19 protein-coding genes are annotated in these 20,027 nt (G+C 45.3%); 14 read left to right on the top strand and 5 right to left on the bottom strand.

What is annotated here, in order from left to right:
• Positions 1-18 precede the first annotated feature (18 nt).
• From rplC to GTQ48_RS12835, 11 genes are all read left to right on the top strand, one after another.
• The gene (gene rplC / locus GTQ48_RS12885) at positions 19-657 is read left to right on the top strand and encodes a 50S ribosomal protein L3 (RefSeq protein ID WP_032095144.1); all 639 of its coding nucleotides are present in this window, start codon (positions 19-21) and stop codon (positions 655-657) included.
• An 18-nt stretch (positions 658-675) separates the two neighbouring features.
• Positions 676-1,281 (top strand): 50S ribosomal protein L4, encoded by a 606-nt coding sequence (rplD, locus tag GTQ48_RS12880; RefSeq protein WP_032095145.1) that lies wholly within the window; start codon positions 676-678, stop codon positions 1,279-1,281.
• Positions 1,278-1,577, top strand: a complete 300-nt coding sequence (gene rplW, locus GTQ48_RS12875; protein ID WP_012516959.1) for a 50S ribosomal protein L23 — start codon at positions 1,278-1,280, stop codon at positions 1,575-1,577. Before rplD ends, rplW begins: the two co-directional genes overlap by 4 nt.
• 14 nt (positions 1,578-1,591) lie before the next feature.
• On the top strand, positions 1,592-2,416 hold the full coding sequence (rplB, locus tag GTQ48_RS12870) for a 50S ribosomal protein L2 (protein WP_032095146.1): 825 nt from the start codon (positions 1,592-1,594) through the stop codon (positions 2,414-2,416).
• Between the two features lie 15 nt (positions 2,417-2,431).
• The gene (gene rpsS / locus GTQ48_RS12865) at positions 2,432-2,707 is read left to right on the top strand and encodes a 30S ribosomal protein S19 (RefSeq protein ID WP_012516961.1); all 276 of its coding nucleotides are present in this window, start codon (positions 2,432-2,434) and stop codon (positions 2,705-2,707) included.
• Between the two features lie 11 nt (positions 2,708-2,718).
• Positions 2,719-3,051, top strand: a complete 333-nt coding sequence (rplV, locus tag GTQ48_RS12860) for a 50S ribosomal protein L22 (protein ID WP_032095147.1) — start codon at positions 2,719-2,721, stop codon at positions 3,049-3,051.
• A gap of 9 nt (positions 3,052-3,060) precedes the next feature.
• A complete protein-coding gene (gene rpsC / locus GTQ48_RS12855; RefSeq protein WP_032095148.1) occupies positions 3,061-3,765 on the top strand; it encodes a 30S ribosomal protein S3 in 705 nt (234 codons plus the stop codon).
• Positions 3,766-3,767: 2 nt separating this feature from the next.
• Positions 3,768-4,178, top strand: a complete 411-nt coding sequence (rplP, locus tag GTQ48_RS12850) for a 50S ribosomal protein L16 (protein WP_032095149.1) — start codon at positions 3,768-3,770, stop codon at positions 4,176-4,178.
• Complete coding sequence (rpmC, locus tag GTQ48_RS12845; RefSeq protein WP_014947980.1) at positions 4,178-4,369, top strand: 50S ribosomal protein L29; 192 nt, start codon at positions 4,178-4,180, stop codon at positions 4,367-4,369. Before rplP ends, rpmC begins: the two co-directional genes overlap by 1 nt.
• Complete coding sequence (rpsQ, locus tag GTQ48_RS12840) at positions 4,369-4,626, top strand: 30S ribosomal protein S17 (RefSeq protein ID WP_032095150.1); 258 nt, start codon at positions 4,369-4,371, stop codon at positions 4,624-4,626. The genes rpmC and rpsQ overlap by 1 nt, the downstream gene beginning before the upstream one ends.
• Before the next feature lie 160 nt (positions 4,627-4,786).
• Positions 4,787-6,094: a 3-deoxy-D-manno-octulosonic acid transferase gene (locus GTQ48_RS12835; protein WP_163107034.1), complete on the top strand. Its 1,308-nt coding sequence runs from the start codon at positions 4,787-4,789 to the stop codon at positions 6,092-6,094.
• Positions 6,095-6,524: 430 nt separating this feature from the next.
• Here the strand turns inward: GTQ48_RS12835 and GTQ48_RS12830 are convergent, their stop codons facing one another.
• The gene (locus GTQ48_RS12830) at positions 6,525-8,342 is read right to left on the bottom strand and encodes a cation:proton antiporter domain-containing protein (RefSeq protein ID WP_163107033.1); all 1,818 of its coding nucleotides are present in this window, start codon (positions 8,340-8,342) and stop codon (positions 6,525-6,527) included.
• Between the two features lie 349 nt (positions 8,343-8,691).
• On the opposite strand from GTQ48_RS12830, the gene GTQ48_RS12825 reads away from it, so the two are divergent.
• Positions 8,692-9,480 carry a hypothetical protein gene (locus GTQ48_RS12825; protein WP_239060114.1) on the top strand — a complete coding sequence of 263 codons (789 nt, stop codon included), beginning with the start codon at positions 8,692-8,694 and terminating at the stop codon, positions 9,478-9,480.
• A gap of 150 nt (positions 9,481-9,630) precedes the next feature.
• Here the strand turns inward: GTQ48_RS12825 and GTQ48_RS12820 are convergent, their stop codons facing one another.
• The gene (locus GTQ48_RS12820; RefSeq protein ID WP_163107032.1) at positions 9,631-11,553 is read right to left on the bottom strand and encodes a methyl-accepting chemotaxis protein; all 1,923 of its coding nucleotides are present in this window, start codon (positions 11,551-11,553) and stop codon (positions 9,631-9,633) included.
• A gap of 461 nt (positions 11,554-12,014) precedes the next feature.
• A complete protein-coding gene (locus GTQ48_RS12815; RefSeq protein WP_163107031.1) occupies positions 12,015-14,213 on the bottom strand; it encodes a M3 family metallopeptidase in 2,199 nt (732 codons plus the stop codon).
• Between the two features lie 311 nt (positions 14,214-14,524).
• Between GTQ48_RS12815 and GTQ48_RS12810 the strand changes: the two genes are divergently transcribed.
• The gene (locus GTQ48_RS12810) at positions 14,525-15,043 is read left to right on the top strand and encodes a YgjV family protein (protein ID WP_163107030.1); all 519 of its coding nucleotides are present in this window, start codon (positions 14,525-14,527) and stop codon (positions 15,041-15,043) included.
• A gap of 141 nt (positions 15,044-15,184) precedes the next feature.
• Here the strand turns inward: GTQ48_RS12810 and purU are convergent, their stop codons facing one another.
• The gene (purU, locus tag GTQ48_RS12805) at positions 15,185-16,039 is read right to left on the bottom strand and encodes a formyltetrahydrofolate deformylase (protein ID WP_032095157.1); all 855 of its coding nucleotides are present in this window, start codon (positions 16,037-16,039) and stop codon (positions 15,185-15,187) included.
• 123 nt (positions 16,040-16,162) lie between these two features.
• Positions 16,163-16,867: an RNA 2',3'-cyclic phosphodiesterase gene (thpR, locus tag GTQ48_RS12800; protein WP_163107029.1), complete on the bottom strand. Its 705-nt coding sequence runs from the start codon at positions 16,865-16,867 to the stop codon at positions 16,163-16,165.
• A 218-nt stretch (positions 16,868-17,085) separates the two neighbouring features.
• Between thpR and hrpB the strand changes: the two genes are divergently transcribed.
• Complete coding sequence (hrpB, locus tag GTQ48_RS12795) at positions 17,086-19,737, top strand: ATP-dependent helicase HrpB (RefSeq protein WP_163107028.1); 2,652 nt, start codon at positions 17,086-17,088, stop codon at positions 19,735-19,737.
• The last annotated feature ends 290 nt before the right edge of the window (positions 19,738-20,027 follow it).

Here is a 20,027-nt window from a genome sequence, read left to right as displayed (position 1 = left end):
CAAGAGAGGGTTATAACAATGGCGATTGGTCTAATCGGTCGTAAAGTGGGTATGACTCGCATCTTCACTGAAGATGGCACGTCAATCCCTGTGACTGTTATTGAAGCGACCCCAAACCGTGTTACTCAGTTACGCACTGAAGAAACTGACGGTTATCGCGCTCTTCAGGTTACTGCTGGAACTAAGAAAGCAAACCGCGTCAACAAAGCCGAAGCAGGTCACTTTGCTAAAGCTGGTGTTGAAGCTGGTCGCACTCTAGCAGAATTCCGCCTAGAAGATAACGAAGGTAACGATATTGAAGTAGGCGGTGAAATCACTGTTGAAATCTTTAACGATACCAAAAAGATTGATGTCACTGGTACATCAAAAGGTAAAGGTTTTGCTGGCGCGATCAAACGTTGGAACTTTAGTTCTCAGCGTATGACTCACGGTAACTCTTTGTCTCACCGTGCTCCTGGTTCAATTGGCCAAAACCAATCACCAGGTAAAGTTTTCAAAGGCAAGAAAATGGCTGGTCAGCTTGGTAACAAGCAAGTGACTACGCAGTCTTTGGAAGTTGTACGTGTTGACGTAGAGAACGGCCTTATCCTTGTTAAAGGTGCCGTACCTGGCGCAACTGGCAATGACGTTATCGTCAAGCCAGCTGTTAAAGCGTAACGTCTGGGGAGTGAACTGATGGAATTAACATTGAAAGACGCGCAAAGCGCTCTTGAAGTATCCGAAGCGACCTTTGGACGTGAATTCAACGAAGCCTTGGTACACCAAGTCGTTGTAGCTTACGGTGCAGGCGCGCGTCAGGGTACAAAAGCGCAGAAAACTCGCGCTGAAGTTCGTGGTGGCGGTAAGAAGCCATGGCGTCAAAAAGGTACTGGCCGAGCTCGTGCTGGTACAATCCGTAGCCCAATTTGGGTTGGCGGTGGCCGTGCTTTCGCAGCTAAGCCTCGTGACTTCGAACAAAAAGTTAACAAGAAAATGTATCGCGGTGCGATTAAGAGCATTTTGTCAGAACTAATTCGCCAAGATCGTTTGATCGTGGTTGAGAAGTTCGGTGTTGAAGCACCTAAGACAAAAGAACTTATTGCAGCACTTAACGAATATGAACTGAAAGATGTTCTTATCGTTACTCCTGAAGTAGATGAAAACTTGTTCCTAGCGGCTCGCAACTTGTATAAAGTTGACGTTCGCGACGTAGCAGGCATTGACCCAGTGAGCTTGATTGCATTCGAAAAAGTGCTAATTACTGCTGATGCGGTTAAACAACTTGAGGAGGCGTTAGCATGAAAGAAGAACGTCTACTGAAGGTGCTAGTAGCACCTCACGTTTCAGAAAAGTCTACAATGGCTGCTGAAGCGAACAACACAGTTGTATTTAAAGTAGCCAAAGACGCGAACAAAGCCGAAATTAAAGCTGCAGTTGAAAAACTGTTTGAAGTTGAAGTTGAAGGTGTTCGCACAGTGAACGTTAAAGGTAAGACTAAACGTCACGGTATGTCTTTCGGTAAACGCAGCGACTGGAAAAAGGCCTACGTGGTTCTTAAAGAAGGTCAGGACATCGACTTTGTCGGTGGCGCTGAGTAAGAAGGGGATTAGAAATGCCATTATTGAAAGCTAAGCCAACTTCTGCCGGTCGTCGTCACGTTGTTCAGGTTACTAACCCTGACCTGCACAAAGGTGCACCGTACGCACCTTTGCTTGAAAAGAACAGCAAATCTGGCGGTCGTAACAACAATGGTCGTATTACTACGCGTCACATTGGTGGTGGTCATAAGCAACACTATCGTGTGATCGACTTTAAACGCAACAAAGATGGCATTCCAGCCAAAGTTGAGCGTTTAGAATACGATCCAAACCGTTCTGCTAACATTGCACTAGTATTGTATGCAGATGGTGAACGTCGTTACATTCTGGCTCCAAAGGGTATGAAAGCTGGTGATGCAATCCAGTCTGGTTCGGATGCTCCGATCAAGTCTGGTAACACATTGCCTATGCGTAACATTCCTGTTGGTAGTGTTGTACACGCAATTGAAATGAAGCCTGGTAAGGGTGCACAAATTGCACGCTCTGCTGGCGCTTACGCTCAGATCTTAGCACGTGACACTAACTACGTTACTTTACGTCTACGCTCTGGCGAAATGCGTAAAGTATTATCTGATTGCCGCGCCACCATTGGTGAAGTTGGTAATGCAGAACACATGCTTCGTTCATTGGGTAAAGCTGGTGCAACGCGCTGGCGTGGTATCCGTCCTACCGTTCGTGGTGTTGCCATGAACCCGGTTGATCACCCACACGGTGGTGGTGAAGGGCGCACGTCTGGTGGTCGTCATCCAGTATCTCCTTGGGGTGTTCCTACTAAAGGTAAGAAAACCCGAAGCAACAAGCGTACCGATAAACTTATCGTACGTCGTCGTAACAAGTAACAGCGAGGATTCACCATGCCACGTTCTCTCAAGAAAGGTCCATTTATCGACCTTCACTTGCTGAAGAAGGTAGAGGCTGCAGTGGAAAAGAACGAACGTAAGCCAATTAAGACTTGGTCTCGTCGTTCCATGATCATCCCAGATATGATTGGGTTGACCATTGCGGTCCATAACGGTCGACAACATGTACCTGTCATTATTAGTGACGAAATGGTCGGCCACAAGTTGGGCGAATTTGCGCCAACGCGTACTTACCGCGGCCATGTCGCGGATAAGAAAGCTAAACGTTAAGGGGTAGGAAGATGGAAGCATTAGCTAAACACCGTTTTGCCCGCACGTCGGCTCAAAAGGCACGCTTGGTTGCGGATCAGGTTCGCGGTTTACACGTAGAGAAAGCATTAGAAGTTCTTACGTATAGCCCGAAGAAAAGCGCAGCGCTAGTAAAGAAAGTTTTGGAGTCTGCGATTGCTAACGCAGAGCACAACGAGGGCGCGGATATCGACGAGCTCGTCGTAGCCAAAATCTTTGTTGACGAAGGTCCAACTATGAAGCGAATCAAAACACGCGCCAAAGGCCGTGCTGATCGCATCTTTAAGCGCAGCAGTCACATTACTGTGGTTGTAGCGGATAACTAGGAGTAGATAATGGGACAGAAGGTACATCCTACAGGTATACGCCTGGGTATCAGTAAACCATGGACTTCTACCTGGTACGCTAATACTGCAGACTATGCGGACAACCTGTATAACGATCATCAGGTACGTCAGTATCTGACTAAGCAACTAAAGAACGCTTCACTTTCTAAAATCGTGATCGAGCGTCCTGCTAAGAGCATCCGTGTGACTATTCACACAGCTCGTCCAGGCGTTGTAATCGGTAAGAAAGGTGAAGACGTAGAGAAGTTGCGTAACTATGTATCTAAGCTAGCCGGTGTGCCAGCTCAGATCAACATCGCTGAAGTACGTAAGCCAGAGCTAGATGGTCAGTTAGTAGCTGACAGCATTTCTAGCCAGCTAGAGCGTCGTGTTATGTTCCGTCGTGCTATGAAGCGTGCGGTACAAAATGCAATGCGCTTAGGCGCTAAAGGTATTAAAGTTGAAGTTAGCGGTCGTTTAGGCGGAGCAGAAATTGCACGTTCTGAATGGTATCGTGAAGGTCGCGTTCCACTGCACACTTTCCGTGCAGATATCGATTACGCAACCTCAGAAGCATCAACAACTTACGGCATCATCGGCGTTAAGGTTTGGATCTTCAAGGGTGAAGTTCTAGGTGGATTACCTACAACTCAAGAGCAGCCACCGGCTTCTCAACCTAAGAAGAAAGGCCGCAACGCTAAGCGAGAGGGCTAATCATGTTACAACCAAAACGCATGAAGTTCCGTAAGATGCACAAAGGCCGCAACCGCGGCATGGCTGCAGGAAGCACTGTAGCCTTTGGTACTTACGGCCTTAAAGCGACTGGCCGCGGTCGAATGACTGCGCGTCAAATCGAAGCAGCGCGTCGTGCTATGACTCGTCACGTTAAGCGTCAAGGTAAAATTTGGATTCGAGTTTTCCCTGACAAGCCAATTACTGAGAAGCCTCTAGAAGTGCGTCAAGGTAAAGGTAAAGGTAACGTTGAGTACTGGGTATGCCAAATTCAGCCTGGTCGTGTTCTTTATGAGATGGAAGGTGTTCCTGAAAATCTTGCACGCGAAGCGTTTGAATTGGCAGCGGCTAAACTGCCATTTAAAACAACCTTTGTAACTCGGACGGTGATGTAATGAAAGCGACTGAACTGAAAGAAAAAAGCGTAGAAGAGCTGAACGCAGAGTTGATTAACCTGCTACGCGAACAGTTCAACCTGCGCATGCAGCACACAACAGGCCAGCTTGAAAAAACTGACCAGTTGAGAAAAGTACGTCGTAACATCGCGCGTGTTAAAACCATTCTGACTCAAAAGGCTGATGCGTAATGACTGAGCAAAAAATTCGTACAGTGCAAGGTCGTGTGGTTAGCAACAAGATGGATAAAACCATTACTGTTGTTGTTGAACGTTTTGTTAAACACCCTATCTACGGGAAGTTCATCAAGCGCTCTACTAAGCTTCACGCCCACGACGAAAGTAACGTATGCAACAAAGGCGACTTAGTAACTATAAGTGAATGTCGCCCGCTATCTAAGAACAAAACTTGGATGCTTGTAGACGTTCTTGAAAAAGCAGGCGTATAATCGCTTACTTTTTTAAAGTCTTAAAAAAGCCGCTTTCGAGCGGCTTTTTTGTTTTCTATTACTGATAGAAATTCTGCAAATAAGTATACTTAGCCCCATACACCCCTTATTGTTACCTTCTAATTGTTTAGATTTTTCTACTGAGTGTTAAGGAAGATATATGTCTGCTGAAAAGCGAGACTGTGGCAAGCCCACACTCGTCGATGAACTTTACCGCTGGTTGTATTCATTTTTACTCCTTCTTTTAATCCCCTTAGCAATAGCAAAACTTGCCAGTAGAAAACGGGACCAACACTCACTGTATCAACACGGAAAGTTTGAGAGATTTGGGATTGTACCTACGCCAACTAGTCATAATGGTTATTTAATACATTGTGTGTCGGTGGGTGAGGTGGTTGCTGCTTCCTGTGTCATTAAGCAGTTACTGATTGATGAACCCCATACAAGTATTACAGTTACCACAACCACCTCTACAGGCTCGGCTAGAGTAAGAGACATCTTTGGCGATAAGGTCAACCATTGTTACCTGCCATTTGACGTTTCACTATGTATGGCAATGATGCTTAAACGTATTCAGCCGAAAGCAGTGCTGGTCACCGAAGTGGAACTATGGCCAAACATGGTTCATATGTGTTGGAAGCGTAAGGTTCCTGTCGTGGTAATCAATGCAAGAATGACGGATAGGTCTGCACGTCGATATCAAAAGATAAGCAGGGTTTTCCAACCTATGCTTAATAAAGTGAGCCACGTATGCGCTCAAGGTGAAGGAGATTACCGCAATTATTTGGCTTTAGGGCTACCAGAGCAGAAACTGACCCTCACCAATAATATAAAGTTTGATCAAGCGGCTTCAGTGTCTACAGCGTCAGCTCGTTTTATGGGGCTGGAAAATCACAACGGGCCAGTTTTAGTTGCTGGCAGTACTCATGCCCCTGAGGAAGAAGCGATGATAGAGGCGGTAAAACGTCTGTGGAAAACTCACCCGACTCTTGTGCTCATTATCGTGCCTCGCCATCCGGAACGTTTCGATACAGTTGCTGAATTACTTGAATCACATGATATAGCGTTTACAAGAAGCTCCTTAGCGAACACCTTTGACATAAACAGTCCGGTAATTTTGCTTGATGAAATGGGTCGCTTGAATCACGCCTATTCGGTTGGCACTATCGCCTTTGTTGGGGGCTCTATAGCAGATAGAGGCGGACACAACGCACTCGAACCTGCTGCTTTTTCACTGCCTATTCTAATGGGGCCTAACACGTACAATAATCCGGTCATCTGCCAACACTTAATTGACCGCGGAGCACTGAAGATTGTAAGTAATGCACAAGAGGTTGCACAAACCTGCGGCACATGGCTTTCGTCACAAGAGACTCGACAAAAAGCAGGAAACGCAGGCAGTCTGGTACTAAGTGAAAACAGTGGTGCACTGCATAAAACCCTATCGTGTTTAGCCCATTCTATTTAATATTGGGAGTGATATTGTTAAGTAGCGATAAGAGGTGAGATATTTAAAACCCGCCTTACCGAGAAAGACATGTATCTAAAATAGGCTCAGCCAAGACAAAGCAAAAAAAGGGAAGCGCATCAGAATAGGTGATGTCAGTGATTCACATGTTCATCTTAGACTTTTGGTTAGTATGTGAACCCCAGTACAGTGCGCTGGGTGCACCATGTTGAAACGCGGTGTTAACGGCGACCGTGTTGATTTCACTCGGAATTGGCCTAACTTATTGTAAATAAACGATTTTTAAAATCTGGTTTAGCTTTTGCAAACAATTACGTCGACGATGTAACAGTAGTAAAATTCAAACAATAAAGTTCGTTCTAAACGTACACTGCGTTACGCGTTTTCCAGGGAGAGGCCTCCTGCCGGTGGCAGGAGGTTTTCTTACTTTCTACTCAGAGCCATCTAGTGATACAGGTTCCGGCTCAGGCTCTACCAAGCTAATTAAGCGCCATCCCGCCTTAGGCTCAATACTGTTCCCGTTAATAAAGGTAAAGCTTTTTCCATCACTATCAATGGCAATAAGCGGTGTGGCTCTATCCCCATACTTATGAATGTATTGCTCATAATCAAATTCTTCTGAAAGTGGTGTGGTTTTTATCGTAGACCCTTTTGCAACCGCAGAGGCCAGATAACCATAAGTCACACCCTCATCGAACAACATCAGCTTTTTCGCGTATTGGTTGCTCACTTGATGACTAGGACGTGTAGATTGCTCATTATTGGTTAGCGCCCATACCTTGTCTTTGCCCAGCGTATTCTCGAAGTGATAGGCAATAGGTGGATTCAACTGCTTATAGGGAGACATAATAAGCACAGTGCCAATAGTGGATAATTCCAAATGGCGAGCCGCGTGGTCTGACATGGGGTTACCAAAATAAACTGGAATGTCCATCATTCTAGCTTCTCTAATCGCATCCCAGTTGGTGTCGGTCACAACGACCTCAAGCTTCTGGTTTAACATTTCTGTTGCCAACATACGATTGAACTTACTGCCTCCGAAGAACAGGTAGCCAGTAGGTGCTGGCGCACGAACCTTAAGTAGCGTAGCGACAGAGCGAGCAGTAATGCTTTGCACAACAACGGTTGCAATGATAACCATAAACACAATAGGCACTATAATGCCTGCGCCCTCGTAACCAATCTCCTCTAACTTTAACGAGAAAAGTGCAGATACTGCTGCGGCAACAATTCCACGTGGTGCTATCCAGCTGAGAAGCGCAATCTCGTTAAGCTTCAAGCCTGTACCAATACTTGAGACCAACACAGATATTGGGCGTGCAATAAACATAATTATGGCAAGCACCACTAGCGTACCCCAGCCAACGGCAACCACGGAGTCTAGGTTTAATCGTGTGGCCAGTAAAATAAAGAGGCCTGAGATAAGCAGCACGCTAAGTGTTTCTTTAAACTCTAAAATATCCTCTACATCCACATCTTTCATGTTGGCCATCACCATGCCAGTAATAGTGACCGCCAATAGCCCTGATTCGTGAGCGACATAGTTAGACGCGGCAAACACACCCAAAATAATGGTTAGCACTGCGGTATTGAGGAGATAGTGGGGGATCCAGTCTTTGCGTACACACATGCCAAGGAAATAGCCTGAGGCAAGCCCAAGAAAAGAGCCAATGCCTATGGTCTTGCCAAAGGCGATAAAGGTTTGCGTAATGGCGGTTTCTTGCGATGCCACAATAAACTCAAACACTAACACTGCCAGTAATGCCCCAATAGGATCGATAATAATCCCTTCCCATCTGAGTATGTTAGCTAGGTTAGTATGGGGGCGCACCGTTCTAAGCATAGGCACTATCACAGTGGGGCCGGTCACCGTCACGATAGCGCCGAACAGACAGGACAGTTGCCAGGTAAGATCCAAACAATAGTGCGCGGCTGCAGCAGAGATAAGCCCTGTTATTAAAACACCTACGGTACATAGGTTGCGTACCATGTTGCCATGCCCAGCAATGTCTTTAAACTTCAGCGTAAGCGAGCCTTCAAACAAAATGATAGCAACGGAAAGTGAAACCACCGGAAACAGTAAGTCGCCAAATAACGCATCGGCATCGAGTATGCCAAACACTGGGCCTACCACAATACCAACAATAAGAAGAGGCAGTATGGCGGGAAGTCGAACCCGGTATGCCAAGTATTGACAGCCGATAGAGAGTAAACCTACCGCAACAAGAGAAAGTAAGGGATCAGACACGATTATTTCCTTATTAACATCGGTGTAGTTCCGTAGCTAAACATCACGCGCCGCTACTATTTTATTAATTTTCGTTAATACACATACGGGTATTGATAGTGTTTAGACCAAAGTCGGTCTAGCTAACACGTTATTCTTGTATGCACTTTGCCGTGCACTCTCTGCGCTCTCTTCAATGCACAAATAAACGCTTCAATAATACACGGTAAAGGTCAACACGCCCCTGATTATTTGCTATTCTTTTCACTCCTTGTGAACAGTGCCATTGAGATAGTCTGTGACATATTCTTTCATACCTTCATTGCGTTTGGCTTACGCAGTATCAATACTCTGCGCAGTGAGCGGTTGCATGGCCCCTATTCCTTCCTCCTCAATGGGTCTCCACATAGAAGAAACGATAATATTACCTTCAACGCTGTCAGAAACATCGGGACTTTTTTGCGCTGATGACCATGTGCTGTCAATTAACGACTCAGGAAATTCGCCCGCTGTATTTAAAGTAAGTTATAGCGGCAAACTGAAACAAACAATTACTCTGCCCATTATTAACAATGACTGGGAAGCAGTGAGTGCAGACAGTAATTACTTCTATGTCGCCGATATTGGCAACAACAAAGGGCAGAGAGAGCAGGTTGCAGTGTATAAAGTGAATCAGCAAAATGTGAAAGACATCGAAACGCTGTCTATCAAATACGCTGCTAATAATGTGAATAGCAACATACCCTACGCCCATGATTTCGACGCCGAAGCCATGGTGAAAAAAGGCAACGAATTACTGCTTTTCTCCAAGAGTTGGAGCTCGGGTATTACTCATGTTTATCGAATAAATGAAGGCGAAAGTCTGCAAGTGCTCACGCCATTCGCTGCCATATCTGGTTTGCCAGGAGTCGTCACAGGAGTGGACTATGATTCGGGTAAACATCAATACGTGATCGTAGGTTACAAATCAGACCCTTTTGGTAATTTCGAAGCCTTCATCGCTGAAGTGTCGCAAGACTTCACATTAACCTCTATTTGGCCGTTAGAGGGTTATAAGCAGGTTGAGGGAGTGTGTGTGGATAAAGGCGGTAACTATTGGTTTACCGAAGAAAAAACCGAGACTCGTGCGGCATCTCTTACGAAAGCATCTGTTCAATAGCGGGTGGTACGTCTTTAGAGACCCGGCGAAGTAGCGCACTGGTCGTAACCAGTACGCTATTTATACCAAGCGTCAATTAAACCAAGTGCACGCGTTAAACCAAATGCGTTCTTTTAATCAAATGTGTTACACCAAATGCGCTATGCAGGTTTAAATCTTAAACCTATTAACTTCAATTGATAACGCCTTAGCAAGTTCATCTAGCCTGTCGCTCACACTCACTAAAACGTGAGTTGCGTTTAAGGTTTCTTCACTAGAAGCACTAATGTCGTTGATATTGCGGCTGATATCCTCTACCACAACAGCTTGCTGCTCAGTGGCTGTGGCTACTTGGGTATTCACGTCATTGATGGTTGAAATTTCGTGAGTAATCTTTTGAAGCAAGGCGTCAATCTCGTTAGTGGCTGTCACCACGTCATCGGTTTTTGTGCGGCTCGTTTCCATTTGATCTACCGCAGACTTAGAGTCTTGCTGAAATTTATCAATTTTCACCTGAATTTCATCGGTGGCCTGGGCTGCTCGCTGAGCCAACGTTCGCACTTCATCTGCTACAACTGAAAATCCGCGACCATGATCGCCAGCCCGAGCTGCTTCAATAGCCGCATTTAACGCAAGTAGGTTGGTTTGTTCTGAAATACCTCGAATAGTATCAAGAATGCCACCGATAGCGCTGGTGTGCTCATCGAGAGACTGAATTACTCCAGATACCGTTTGTATCTGCCCGCTTAAGTCTTGAATAGCAACTACGGCCTTTTGCGTAACTTGTCGACCTTGTTCTGAGTTTGTATTTGCTTGATTAGCGTTTTGCGCCGCGTGCGTTGCCGATTGAGCTACTTCACTCACTGTACTGCCCATTTCAGTTAATGCAGCAGCGGCTTGCAACGTTTGGTCACGCTGACTCTTTGTTGAGTACTCGGTTTGCTGTGACTGGCGGGTTACGTCAGCCGCAGATAATTTCAATTCTTCACTGGTTTTTGCCACCTTAGAAATGGTGGCGTGTAAATGGTCGATGAACTGATTGAAACCTTCAACGAGGCGGGCAATTTCTTTTTGCTCTGGAACCGGTATACGTGCACGAAGGTCGCCTTCACCTTTTCCTAACTGTTGGAAAATATCTGCAAGTGACTCAAGGGGCTTAGTTAATGTGCCTGCAAGCCAAATACCGATAAGCGCGAAGCCGCCAGCGATGATCAATGACCAAATAATGATTTGCTGGCTTCCTGCATTCAAAGATGCATATAGTTCGCTTTCAGGAACCTGAGCGACAACGTACCAACCAGCCTTTTTTACATAAGTGCTTGCATACAGCATTTTGCCATTGTCATTGCCATTGCCTTGTTCGCTGGTAGCCATGGCGAAGTCTTGTTTAGTTAGCAAAGCTGATGCAGTTTGATTATCACTGACAGAGGCTAATTTAGCTTTACCTAACAGTTTTGTATCAGGATGAGCGATAATCGTTCCCGACCCGTCAACAAGATAGACAAAGCCAGTTTGCGCAATTTTAACGGCATTGATGATGGTAAGCAGCTCATCAACGGATTTTGCAACACCTGACATGCCACTGCCGTTAATTTGCTGATAATTTGCAAACAGTCGATATCCTTGGCCTGGTTCATTGTACAAACTAAGTGAAATTGGCTCACCGCTGTCCTTATAGGCGAAGAACCACCCGTCGAACTCGTCATTTTTTAAGGTGCGTAAGAAACCATCTTGATTCCAATACTTGTAGGTATTTCTATCAACAAAAGAAGCAACGGTAAGATCGTTAAAACCCACAATGTCGTTGAGATAGTTAAGCAATCTGCGTTCGCCCGCTTTATCTGCACCGCTGGCCGACCATGCTAAAATATCCGGGTTCGAGGCAATGCTGTGGGCAACGGTAAGCATTACGTTTGCTTCGCTATCCACGCGGTTTCCAATTTGCTTTAACAGGGCGGGAAGTTGCAGAGTTTCCATGTTTTCTTTAACGAGGTCACGAGCAATCCACTGACTAATAGACCCAACTAAAATAGATGCCGCTAGTACAGCAACAATAAGTGAAATAATGAGTTTTTGCTTAATACTGAAAGTCATAGCTTTCGACCACGTAAGTTAATGCTGATACACGTAAGTTAATGCTGCAAATAGGAACGGGGCACGGCAAGCCATACAGCAAGCACCGCAACGTCCGAATTAATACAGCGCTATTTGGCTGATTATACTCTGTGTCATTATTCTTTTTATTTTACAGATATTTTTATTACACAGAGTTTGAAGGTGCTGAATATCCAATACTTATACCTAGCATCTAGCACTTAACACCTAGTTTTAGGCCAACACGTCATAATGCCGAAATGCATAGTCTTAAAATGCATAGTCTTAAAATACGTAGCGCCAGATTAAAGTGTATCGGCCAATGTGTGTCAAAGTTAATAGTATTGATAAACAAAAGTACGATTGAGATTGTGCGGCATAACTGACTGAAGGGTCAATGAAAAAAGCCGCCAATATATGGCGGCTTTGTTACTAAAAAGTGACTGATGTAAACAGGGTGTTTACTCGTCGTCTGATTTCGGAATTGGGAACCCTCTATCGCGCATTAGTGCATCTACTTGTGCATCACGTCCACGGAATTTGCGATACGCTTCTGCTGGATCCATAGCATTGCGAACAGAGAATAGGTATTTCACCAAGCGATCGCCAACTTCCTTATCGTAAAAACCGCCCGGGGCTTCCATAAAGGCTTCGGCTGCATCGGCAGTCAGTACTTCTGCCCACATATAACCGTAGTATGCAGCGGCGTAACCTTCACCTGAGAATACATGACCAAAGTGCGGAGAACGGTGGCGCATAACAATCTCTTCAGGCATATCGAGCTTAGTTAGCTCTTCACGCTCAAACGCATCTGGGTCGATATCTTCAGGGTTGGTGGTGTGGTATTTCAAGTCCATGATTGCTGACGCCATATACTCTGTCGTCTTAAAGCCTTCATTGAACGTTGATGCCTTTTTGATCTTCTCAACAAGAGACGCTGGAATTGGCTCACCTGTCTCGTGGTGTACTAAGAACTGATTAATCACCTCATCGGTAGTTAACCAGCGCTCGAGTAGCTGAGATTGGAACTCGGTGTAATCGCGAACACCAGAGTGCGAAGACGGATACTTAACGTCAGCAGATAGGAAGTGAAGGGCATGACCAAACTCGTGGAAATATGTTTCTGCATCATCCCAAGAGATTAGCGTCGCTTCGCCCTCAGCACCCTTTACAAAGTTTGAGTTGTTTGAAGATAATACCGTCTTCTTACCGTCAAACGTGGTGTACGAGCGATACGTTGTTGCCCACGCACCTGAACGCTTACCTTTGCGAGAGAATGGGTCAAGGTACCAAAGACCGATATGCTCACCACTGTCTTTATCTGTTACTTCCCAAACCTTGACGTCTTCGTGGAATACAGGAACTTTTCCTTCTTCTACCGGAGTGAAGTTAAAGTTAAATAAACGACCGGCAACGTAAAACATTGCTTCGCGAAGCTTATCAAGCTGTAGGTACTGCTTCACTTCGTTTGAATCTAAGTCGTACTTATCTTTGCGTACTTTTTCTGCATAAAAACGGTAGTCCCAAGGCTTAATCGTAATATCTGCGCCTTCAGCTTCTGCAACTGCCTGCATGTCGGCAACTTCTTCTTCAACCCGAGCAATAGCAGCGGGCCACACTTTCATCATGAGCTCCATCGCATTTTCTGGGTTTTTCGCCATGCGATCTTCTAAACGCCACTGGGCATAGTTTTCATACCCAAGCAATTCAACGCGTTCGTCACGAAGCGTTAATATTCGCTTGATGATTTTATTGTTATCGAAATCATCTGCGTTATCGCCGCGGTTATAATAGGTACGCCATACCTGTTCGCGTAGCTCGCGGTTTGTAGAATAGGTAAGGAAAGGATCCATAGAAGAGCGGCTATTAGTAATGGCGTACTTACCTTCTTCGCCTCGAGACGAGGCAGCGGCTTTTGCTGCTTTCACAAATGATGCTGGCAGGCCATCTAGCTGCTCTTCTGTGATGTAAGTCACATAATTTTCTTCATCAGCAAGTACGTTGCTAGAGAATTTGGTGTGCAGTGTCGCTAGCTCTTTATTAATTTCTGCGTAACGCTTTTTGCTTTCGCTATCTAGTGTTGCACCGTTACGTGCAAAGTTGTTGTAGGTCATCCACGCAATACGCTGTTCTTCAGCAGTAAGCGATGATAGCTCGTCAGATTCGTAAACCGCTTTTACACGAGCAAACAGTTTTTCGTTCTGCGTAATTTTGGTAAAAAATGAAGACAAGATAGGAGACATTTCTGCCTGAATTTCGCGGAATTCTGGGCTTGATTTGTTCGCGCTCCAAATGCCGTAGTAGGTAAATACGCGGCCTAATTCTGCGCCAGCACGTTCCATTTCCACAATAACATTGTCGAATGTTGGCGGTGCATCATTATTGGCAATAGCATCTATCTCTTCTAGATTTAACGCCATCGCTTTTTCAAGAGCTGGTTTTAAATCTTCTAGTGACATCTTGTCGAAGGCCGGCACGCCGCCGTACGGACCTTTAAATTCTTGCAGCAATACGTTGTCGAACTGTGCGCTACTCGATGAATCCATTCCCGCTGTTTCAGGCACTGGCGCAACCGAAGTTTCAGCAACTTTTTGTTCTGAACATGCACTTAGCGCAACGACAACAGCCATTGCGGTGAGTGACGACTTAAAGTTTCTCATGAGGTTTCCTGTCTTTTGTTATGATTTTATACCTCTTTATTGGCGAGGTATTTTGACGTAGTCACATACTAAGGCAATGTAAATATAAGTTAAATGCTCTTTACCGTAATAGTAGGTTAACAGACCTTCACTGTTATGATTTATCCTTGCCAGTAGAGGGCGTATAAACCAACGCGTCTAAGTCGTATGCAATTCATCGAAATTGATTAAATTTTGATTGCATTTTCAACCTCAAAAATTACACTGCGCTCGTTCCATATCGCTATCGTTTATAGCGCCTTTTTACCCTCTGTTTTTTTAAGTGAAGTGCGATGTTTGAATTTTTACTGCATGCCTTTCCAGTGGCTTTCGCACTGGGGTCCTTCTGGTCTAATACCGAGCGTAAGTTGCTCCTATTGAACCTAGGATTATGCCTAGCCATTGGCTCTTTATTGGTATTTGAACAGGCGTGGGGTGGTGCAATAGTTATTACGGTGGCTGGACTGAGCACCAGTTACCGATTGATTAAGCAAAAACTACTGTCTCCCATTGCTACTTACGTAACATTGATAGGCATGATGTGCCTCGTGCTTACCGTAAATAATCTAACGGGTAAAACGTCCTTTATTGAAACCATGCCCGTGTTTACGTTTATGGCATACCGGTTTGGTGAATTACATTGTAAAGAAGCAGGTTTGAGAATATGTATGATAGTGGGGTCTATTAACTTCACCTTGTACGGCATTGTCACCCAAACATGGGGACTCGCAATCACAGAAGCACTTTTTGCAGTATCGAACCTGTGGTATTACATGAAGCTTAGACGGGCCATGCGCGTAAGCCCGGTATAAAAAAGGGCTTATTTAAAAGCCCTTTCTACGAGTGATTCTTTGTCGGCGCTGTTTATTGGCGCTGCTAATTGGCAGTGCTTATTCCCAGTGCTAGAGATTAAGCGAACGCCTTTCACGCAAATGTTTCTGAACTACATTGGCTTAAGCAAAAACCACCGTTTTATTGCGGTGAATAATAACCCTGTCTTCAAGGTGGTATCGAACCCCGTGGGCTAATGCGGTTACTTCGCAGTCCTTTCCTTTGCGTACCATGTCATTAGCGCTGTCGCTGTGACTGATGCGTTTCACGCTTTGCTCAATAATAGGACCTTCATCAAGGTCTTTCGTCACATAGTGGCAGGTGGCACCAATCAGCTTTACGCCGCGATCGTAGGCCTGCTGATAGGGTTTTGCCCCAGCAAAGCTAGGCAAAAAGCTATGGTGAATATTTATCGCCTTGCCTTGTAACTGCTGACACAGGCTATCTGGCAGAATTTGCATAAAGCGCGCAAGCACAGTCAAGTCGATGGCGTATTCGTTAAGCAGCGTGGATATTTGAGCAAACGCAGCCTCTTTGCCAAGCGCTTTAAAATCAACCCAATGAAAAGGAACTTTGTACCAGTCGGCAAATTGTTTCATCTGCGGGTGATTACCAATAATAACCGGAATGTCACAATGCAGTTCACCCGTATGCCAGCGGTGCAGTAAATCAACTAAACAGTGAGATTCTAAACTGCCTAGTAGCGCTACTCGCTGCTTTTTCGATGAATCGGTAAACTTCCAATTCATCTGGTATTCATTTGCTAAGGGCGTAAATTCTTCAACGAAGCTTTCTGCATTCAGCGTTAAAGAGCTCGCGCCTATTTCGTGGCGCATAAAAAAGCGACCGGTTTGCAGGTCGGTATGATGGCTTGCTTCCACAATAGTGGCATTGTGGTCGGCTAAAAACTGAGACACATTTGCGACCAGACCAACTTGGTCTGGGCAATCAATAACTAATTTATAAGTTTGTTGCATGAATATAGGCAGGTTCGAAAAACGTCACACCTTTTTACCTGTCAATGGTAGGGATGTAAAGGGCTTAGCGCTGTCTCTTTACACTACACGATGTGCAGACATCGCCAAGCTAGCTTTATGGCGTCAATCTGTGATGCCCCTTCTCAGTTTTTCTCTAATTGAAATATTGTGCTCGAGTGACCAAGAGTCACGTATGGGGTAGGCCACACCTTGAGGCGTAGATACAGACTCGAACAAATGAAACGCGCTGGCCTGCACATCAATACTTGGAGCAAAAAGTGGCAGAGGCAATGTAGATGTTGCTTTTCTCACCATCGTGATGTGCGGCTTATACTCTTTTCCCTCTACTTCAATACCGGCGTTTCTTGCACTCTTTCGTGTCAGCTTTGCTAAGTTCATAAGCTCATTGGGAGGCGAACTTGGGGCGCTAAATAATATTTTAGGGCCGTTCCATATACCCGTCTCATCGAGTGTAAGCGTAAGCGGTTCAGCGGTAAGCGCATCTAACTCAGCCATAAGGGCTTCATGTTGGCGATGATCGATATCGCCCAAAAAGCAAAGTGTCATATGATAATTGGCTGCGGGAACAGCGTAAGGTACCCCCGGCTCATTATTGTTAATGCTATTGTTCCTGGCGTTTTTTGTTTTTTTACTCCGTGTCTTGCCTTTATTTTTATTGCGTATATCGGTATCAGAGCCTGCGTCGTTGCTTCTTACCATGCTTTTTGTCATGTGCCGGGGCAATACTTCGGGCATCGCCTGCTGCCGCCAGCTATCTAAAGCGAGCTTTTCTGACGCACTTAAATCTAAACCTATAAAACAACGCATTCTTTATCCTTTGAGCTTTTATATTCAACATGCCCTAGTCGCTATGCAATTAGGATAAATCCAGATCAGTATTAGAGACAGTATACGACGCTAGCAGATAGTGATGAATGCTGTAATATGCGCTCAACGAATTGCTCTCATTTATCACCCTAGGTCATTCACCCTAGATCATTACCCTAGTATATTACCTTAGGTCATTACCATGATTGAACGTCCTTATGTTAGATAACTTATCCCATTTACCCGCATTTTCTCTAGTCGACGGGCTAGCCAAAGAGATTGCTACCAATAATGTCGTGATTGGTGCGCCCCCTGGTGCAGGTAAATCCACGGTACTGCCTCTGTCACTGTTAAATGCAGCTCTTGATGGCAAAATATTATTGATGCAGCCAAGAAGAGTGGTGGTAAGGAATTTAGCAGACTATTTAGCCAAGCAACTTGGTGAGTCGGTGGGGCAAACCATAGGCTATAGAATACGGGGTGAAAGCAAGGTTAGTACGCAAACTCGTATTGAATTAATTACTGAAGGCATACTGACACGAATAATTCAAAACGATCCTGAGTTAACAGGCGTCAGCGCAATTGTCTTCGATGAGTTTCACGAGCGCAGTATTCACAGCGACTTCGGCTTGGCACTGGCGCTAGAAGTGCAAGCGGGGCTTCGCGATGACTTACGCATTCTTGTCATGTCGGCCACTCTTGCCTTAGAGCCCCTTAGTCGCTTACTTGAGAAGCACAGTGCACTGCCTCTCAGTCACCTTAATACTCAGGGGCGGGCCTACCCCGTTGAGGTTTTCTATTACAAAGACACCTTTGCAAAAGACATCGTGGTGAATACCACGCAGGTGGTTAAAAATGCCGTTGCACGTCACGACGGTGATGTACTGGTATTTTTGCCAAGTCGCGCAACGATAAATGCCGTTGAGCGAGAGCTTAATTCGTTCAGTCAAAGTCAAGATATAGCGATATACCCATTATATGGCGCGTTGGGTAAAAGTGCGCAGCAGCAAGCGTTAGTGGCAGATAGTGAGGGCCGAAAAAAAGTTATTTTGGCGACCAATATTGCTGAAACCAGTTTAACCATTGAAGGGGTTAAAGTGGTTGTAGATAGCCTTTGGGAAAATCGTGCACAGTACCACCCTGCAAGTGATATGACACAAATTACAATGCAGAGAATTTCCCAAGCCTCAGCCACACAGAGAGCAGGACGAGCGGGGAGAGTCAGTGAGGGAGTGTGTTATCGCCTGTGTAGCCGAGAAAGTTTTGAGCGCCTTTCGCATCACAGTGCTGCGCAAATTGAAAGAGAGGATATTAGTAGTTTTTTGCTCGACACCTACGCATGGGGAAGTAAGCCGAATGAGTTAGCGTTGCTTACCCCGCCAACTGCCACTCAAGAAGCTATTGCTCAGAAAAAACTGCAGCGCATTCACTGTATTGACGAGAGTCTGTCGATTACAGCTTACGGAAAAAAGGTCGCAGAATTGCCTTGCCAGCCACACCTTGCCAATCTCCTTTTGGTTTGTCAGAACACAAATCCGTCTCTTGATAAATCCATGCAGGGGTTGTTTAAAAATTCATCAGCAGGCTCACTAAAAGGTGTCTCAAAAGAAGCAATGCAGGCAGCCACACCTTTTGTGGTGGCATTAAGTGAGAGCGGAGTTAGCGGGCAAAATACGCCGCTGGTGAGCGAACTGCTTCGGACATTGAGTGCAGCAGAACGAACACAAATAACATCGCAGGCAACGCGTTACGCGCGTTTTGCTGGCATAGAAAGCAATAGTTTATCCATCTCGGCACTAGATGATGACGCTATTGGTTTATGTATAGCGATTGCTTATCCACTGCAGGTGGCATTTTTACGAGAAGCGAAATCTGCATCGCACCAAAGTACAAGAAAAGCTGATGGGTCTGGCCATATTATTCAAGACTATAAGCTAGCAAGTGGAAAGGGGGCGCAAGTTAGCGGTTTGTCATCAAAAGCCGCGCCTCAGTGGTTGGCTGTGCTACATGGGCAGCATATTGGAAATACAGTAAAAATTCGTCAGGCTCAGCCTATTTCAGAGTCGCTGCTACGAGGCATATTTCCACATGCGTTCAATCAGCAGCAGCGCATCAGACTTAATCGTGTCAGCGGTCTCATGGAAGCGCGAACCATAACCGGGTTTTATGATATTGATTTAGACACTACGCCGGTCTCTAAAGGTACGCGCTCAAAAGATAGTGCATATTGGGAGCAGGCTACTGTTGATGCATGGTTAGGCTATCTTGAATCCCTTGTGCTTAAAGAATGGCCATTGTCTGAAGCTGACTGGCAGTGGTGGCGTCGAGTTAAATTAGCTGCACAGTACGAGTTACCTCAGCCCCAGTCCTTTGGTGAAGACGCACCATGGCCTAAATCGTTAAATGATGTTGTGCACCAAGCCAAAGAGGGGCTTACCGGTCATTTAGCGCGATGTTCATCGTTAAAAATGTTGCATAAACTGCCTTGGAAAACGGCGCTCAACAATGGACTAACCTGGCCCCAGCAAGATGCGCTTTCAACGCTCTTGCCTATGACGGTGCGCATTCCCACCGGGCGAGAAGCTGCTTTAGACTATCGAGAGAGCGGCGATGTAGTGCTGTCCGTTAAGTTAACGGAAATGTATTCTCAGTCTGCTCCTATTGTTATTGGCAATGGCCGCATAACAGTGGTGTGTGAATTACTTTCTCCTGCCGGACGGCCGCTTCAAACCACCAGTGATCTCGGTACATTTTGGGAGGGAAGTTATAAGGAAATTCAAAAAGAGATGAAGGGACGCTACCCTAAACATTTTTGGCCAGACAACCCCGCTGTATCAAAGCCGACAACGAAAACTAAAAAGCATTTATAGAGAGGTCGTGTTGTTCTTTGCACAATGCTTTCACCGACGAAACTGTCACCGACGAAAGTTGTATGTTATTGCATACCTTTTCAGGTTAGCATTCACCCTAAGTACTCAGTGTGAACCTTTAATCTGATTATTATCTGTTCGTTTTCACGTTGTTACTTGAATATTCATTCCTTGAAATAACTTTTCAGAGCATATTCTTTCGTTTTGTGTCGCAAGTGTCATAAATGTACTATATTAATTTATGGCGTGCTTGCTTTTTTAGGTGATAAGATAAGCAATGGAATAAATAT

Origin of the sequence: Alteromonas genovensis, assembly GCF_010500895.1 — a bacterium.
Lineage (GTDB): Bacteria > Pseudomonadota > Gammaproteobacteria > Enterobacterales > Alteromonadaceae > Alteromonas > Alteromonas genovensis.
Note: the sequence above shows the minus strand (reverse complement) of the source record. Positions and strands in the feature narration are given on the sequence as shown.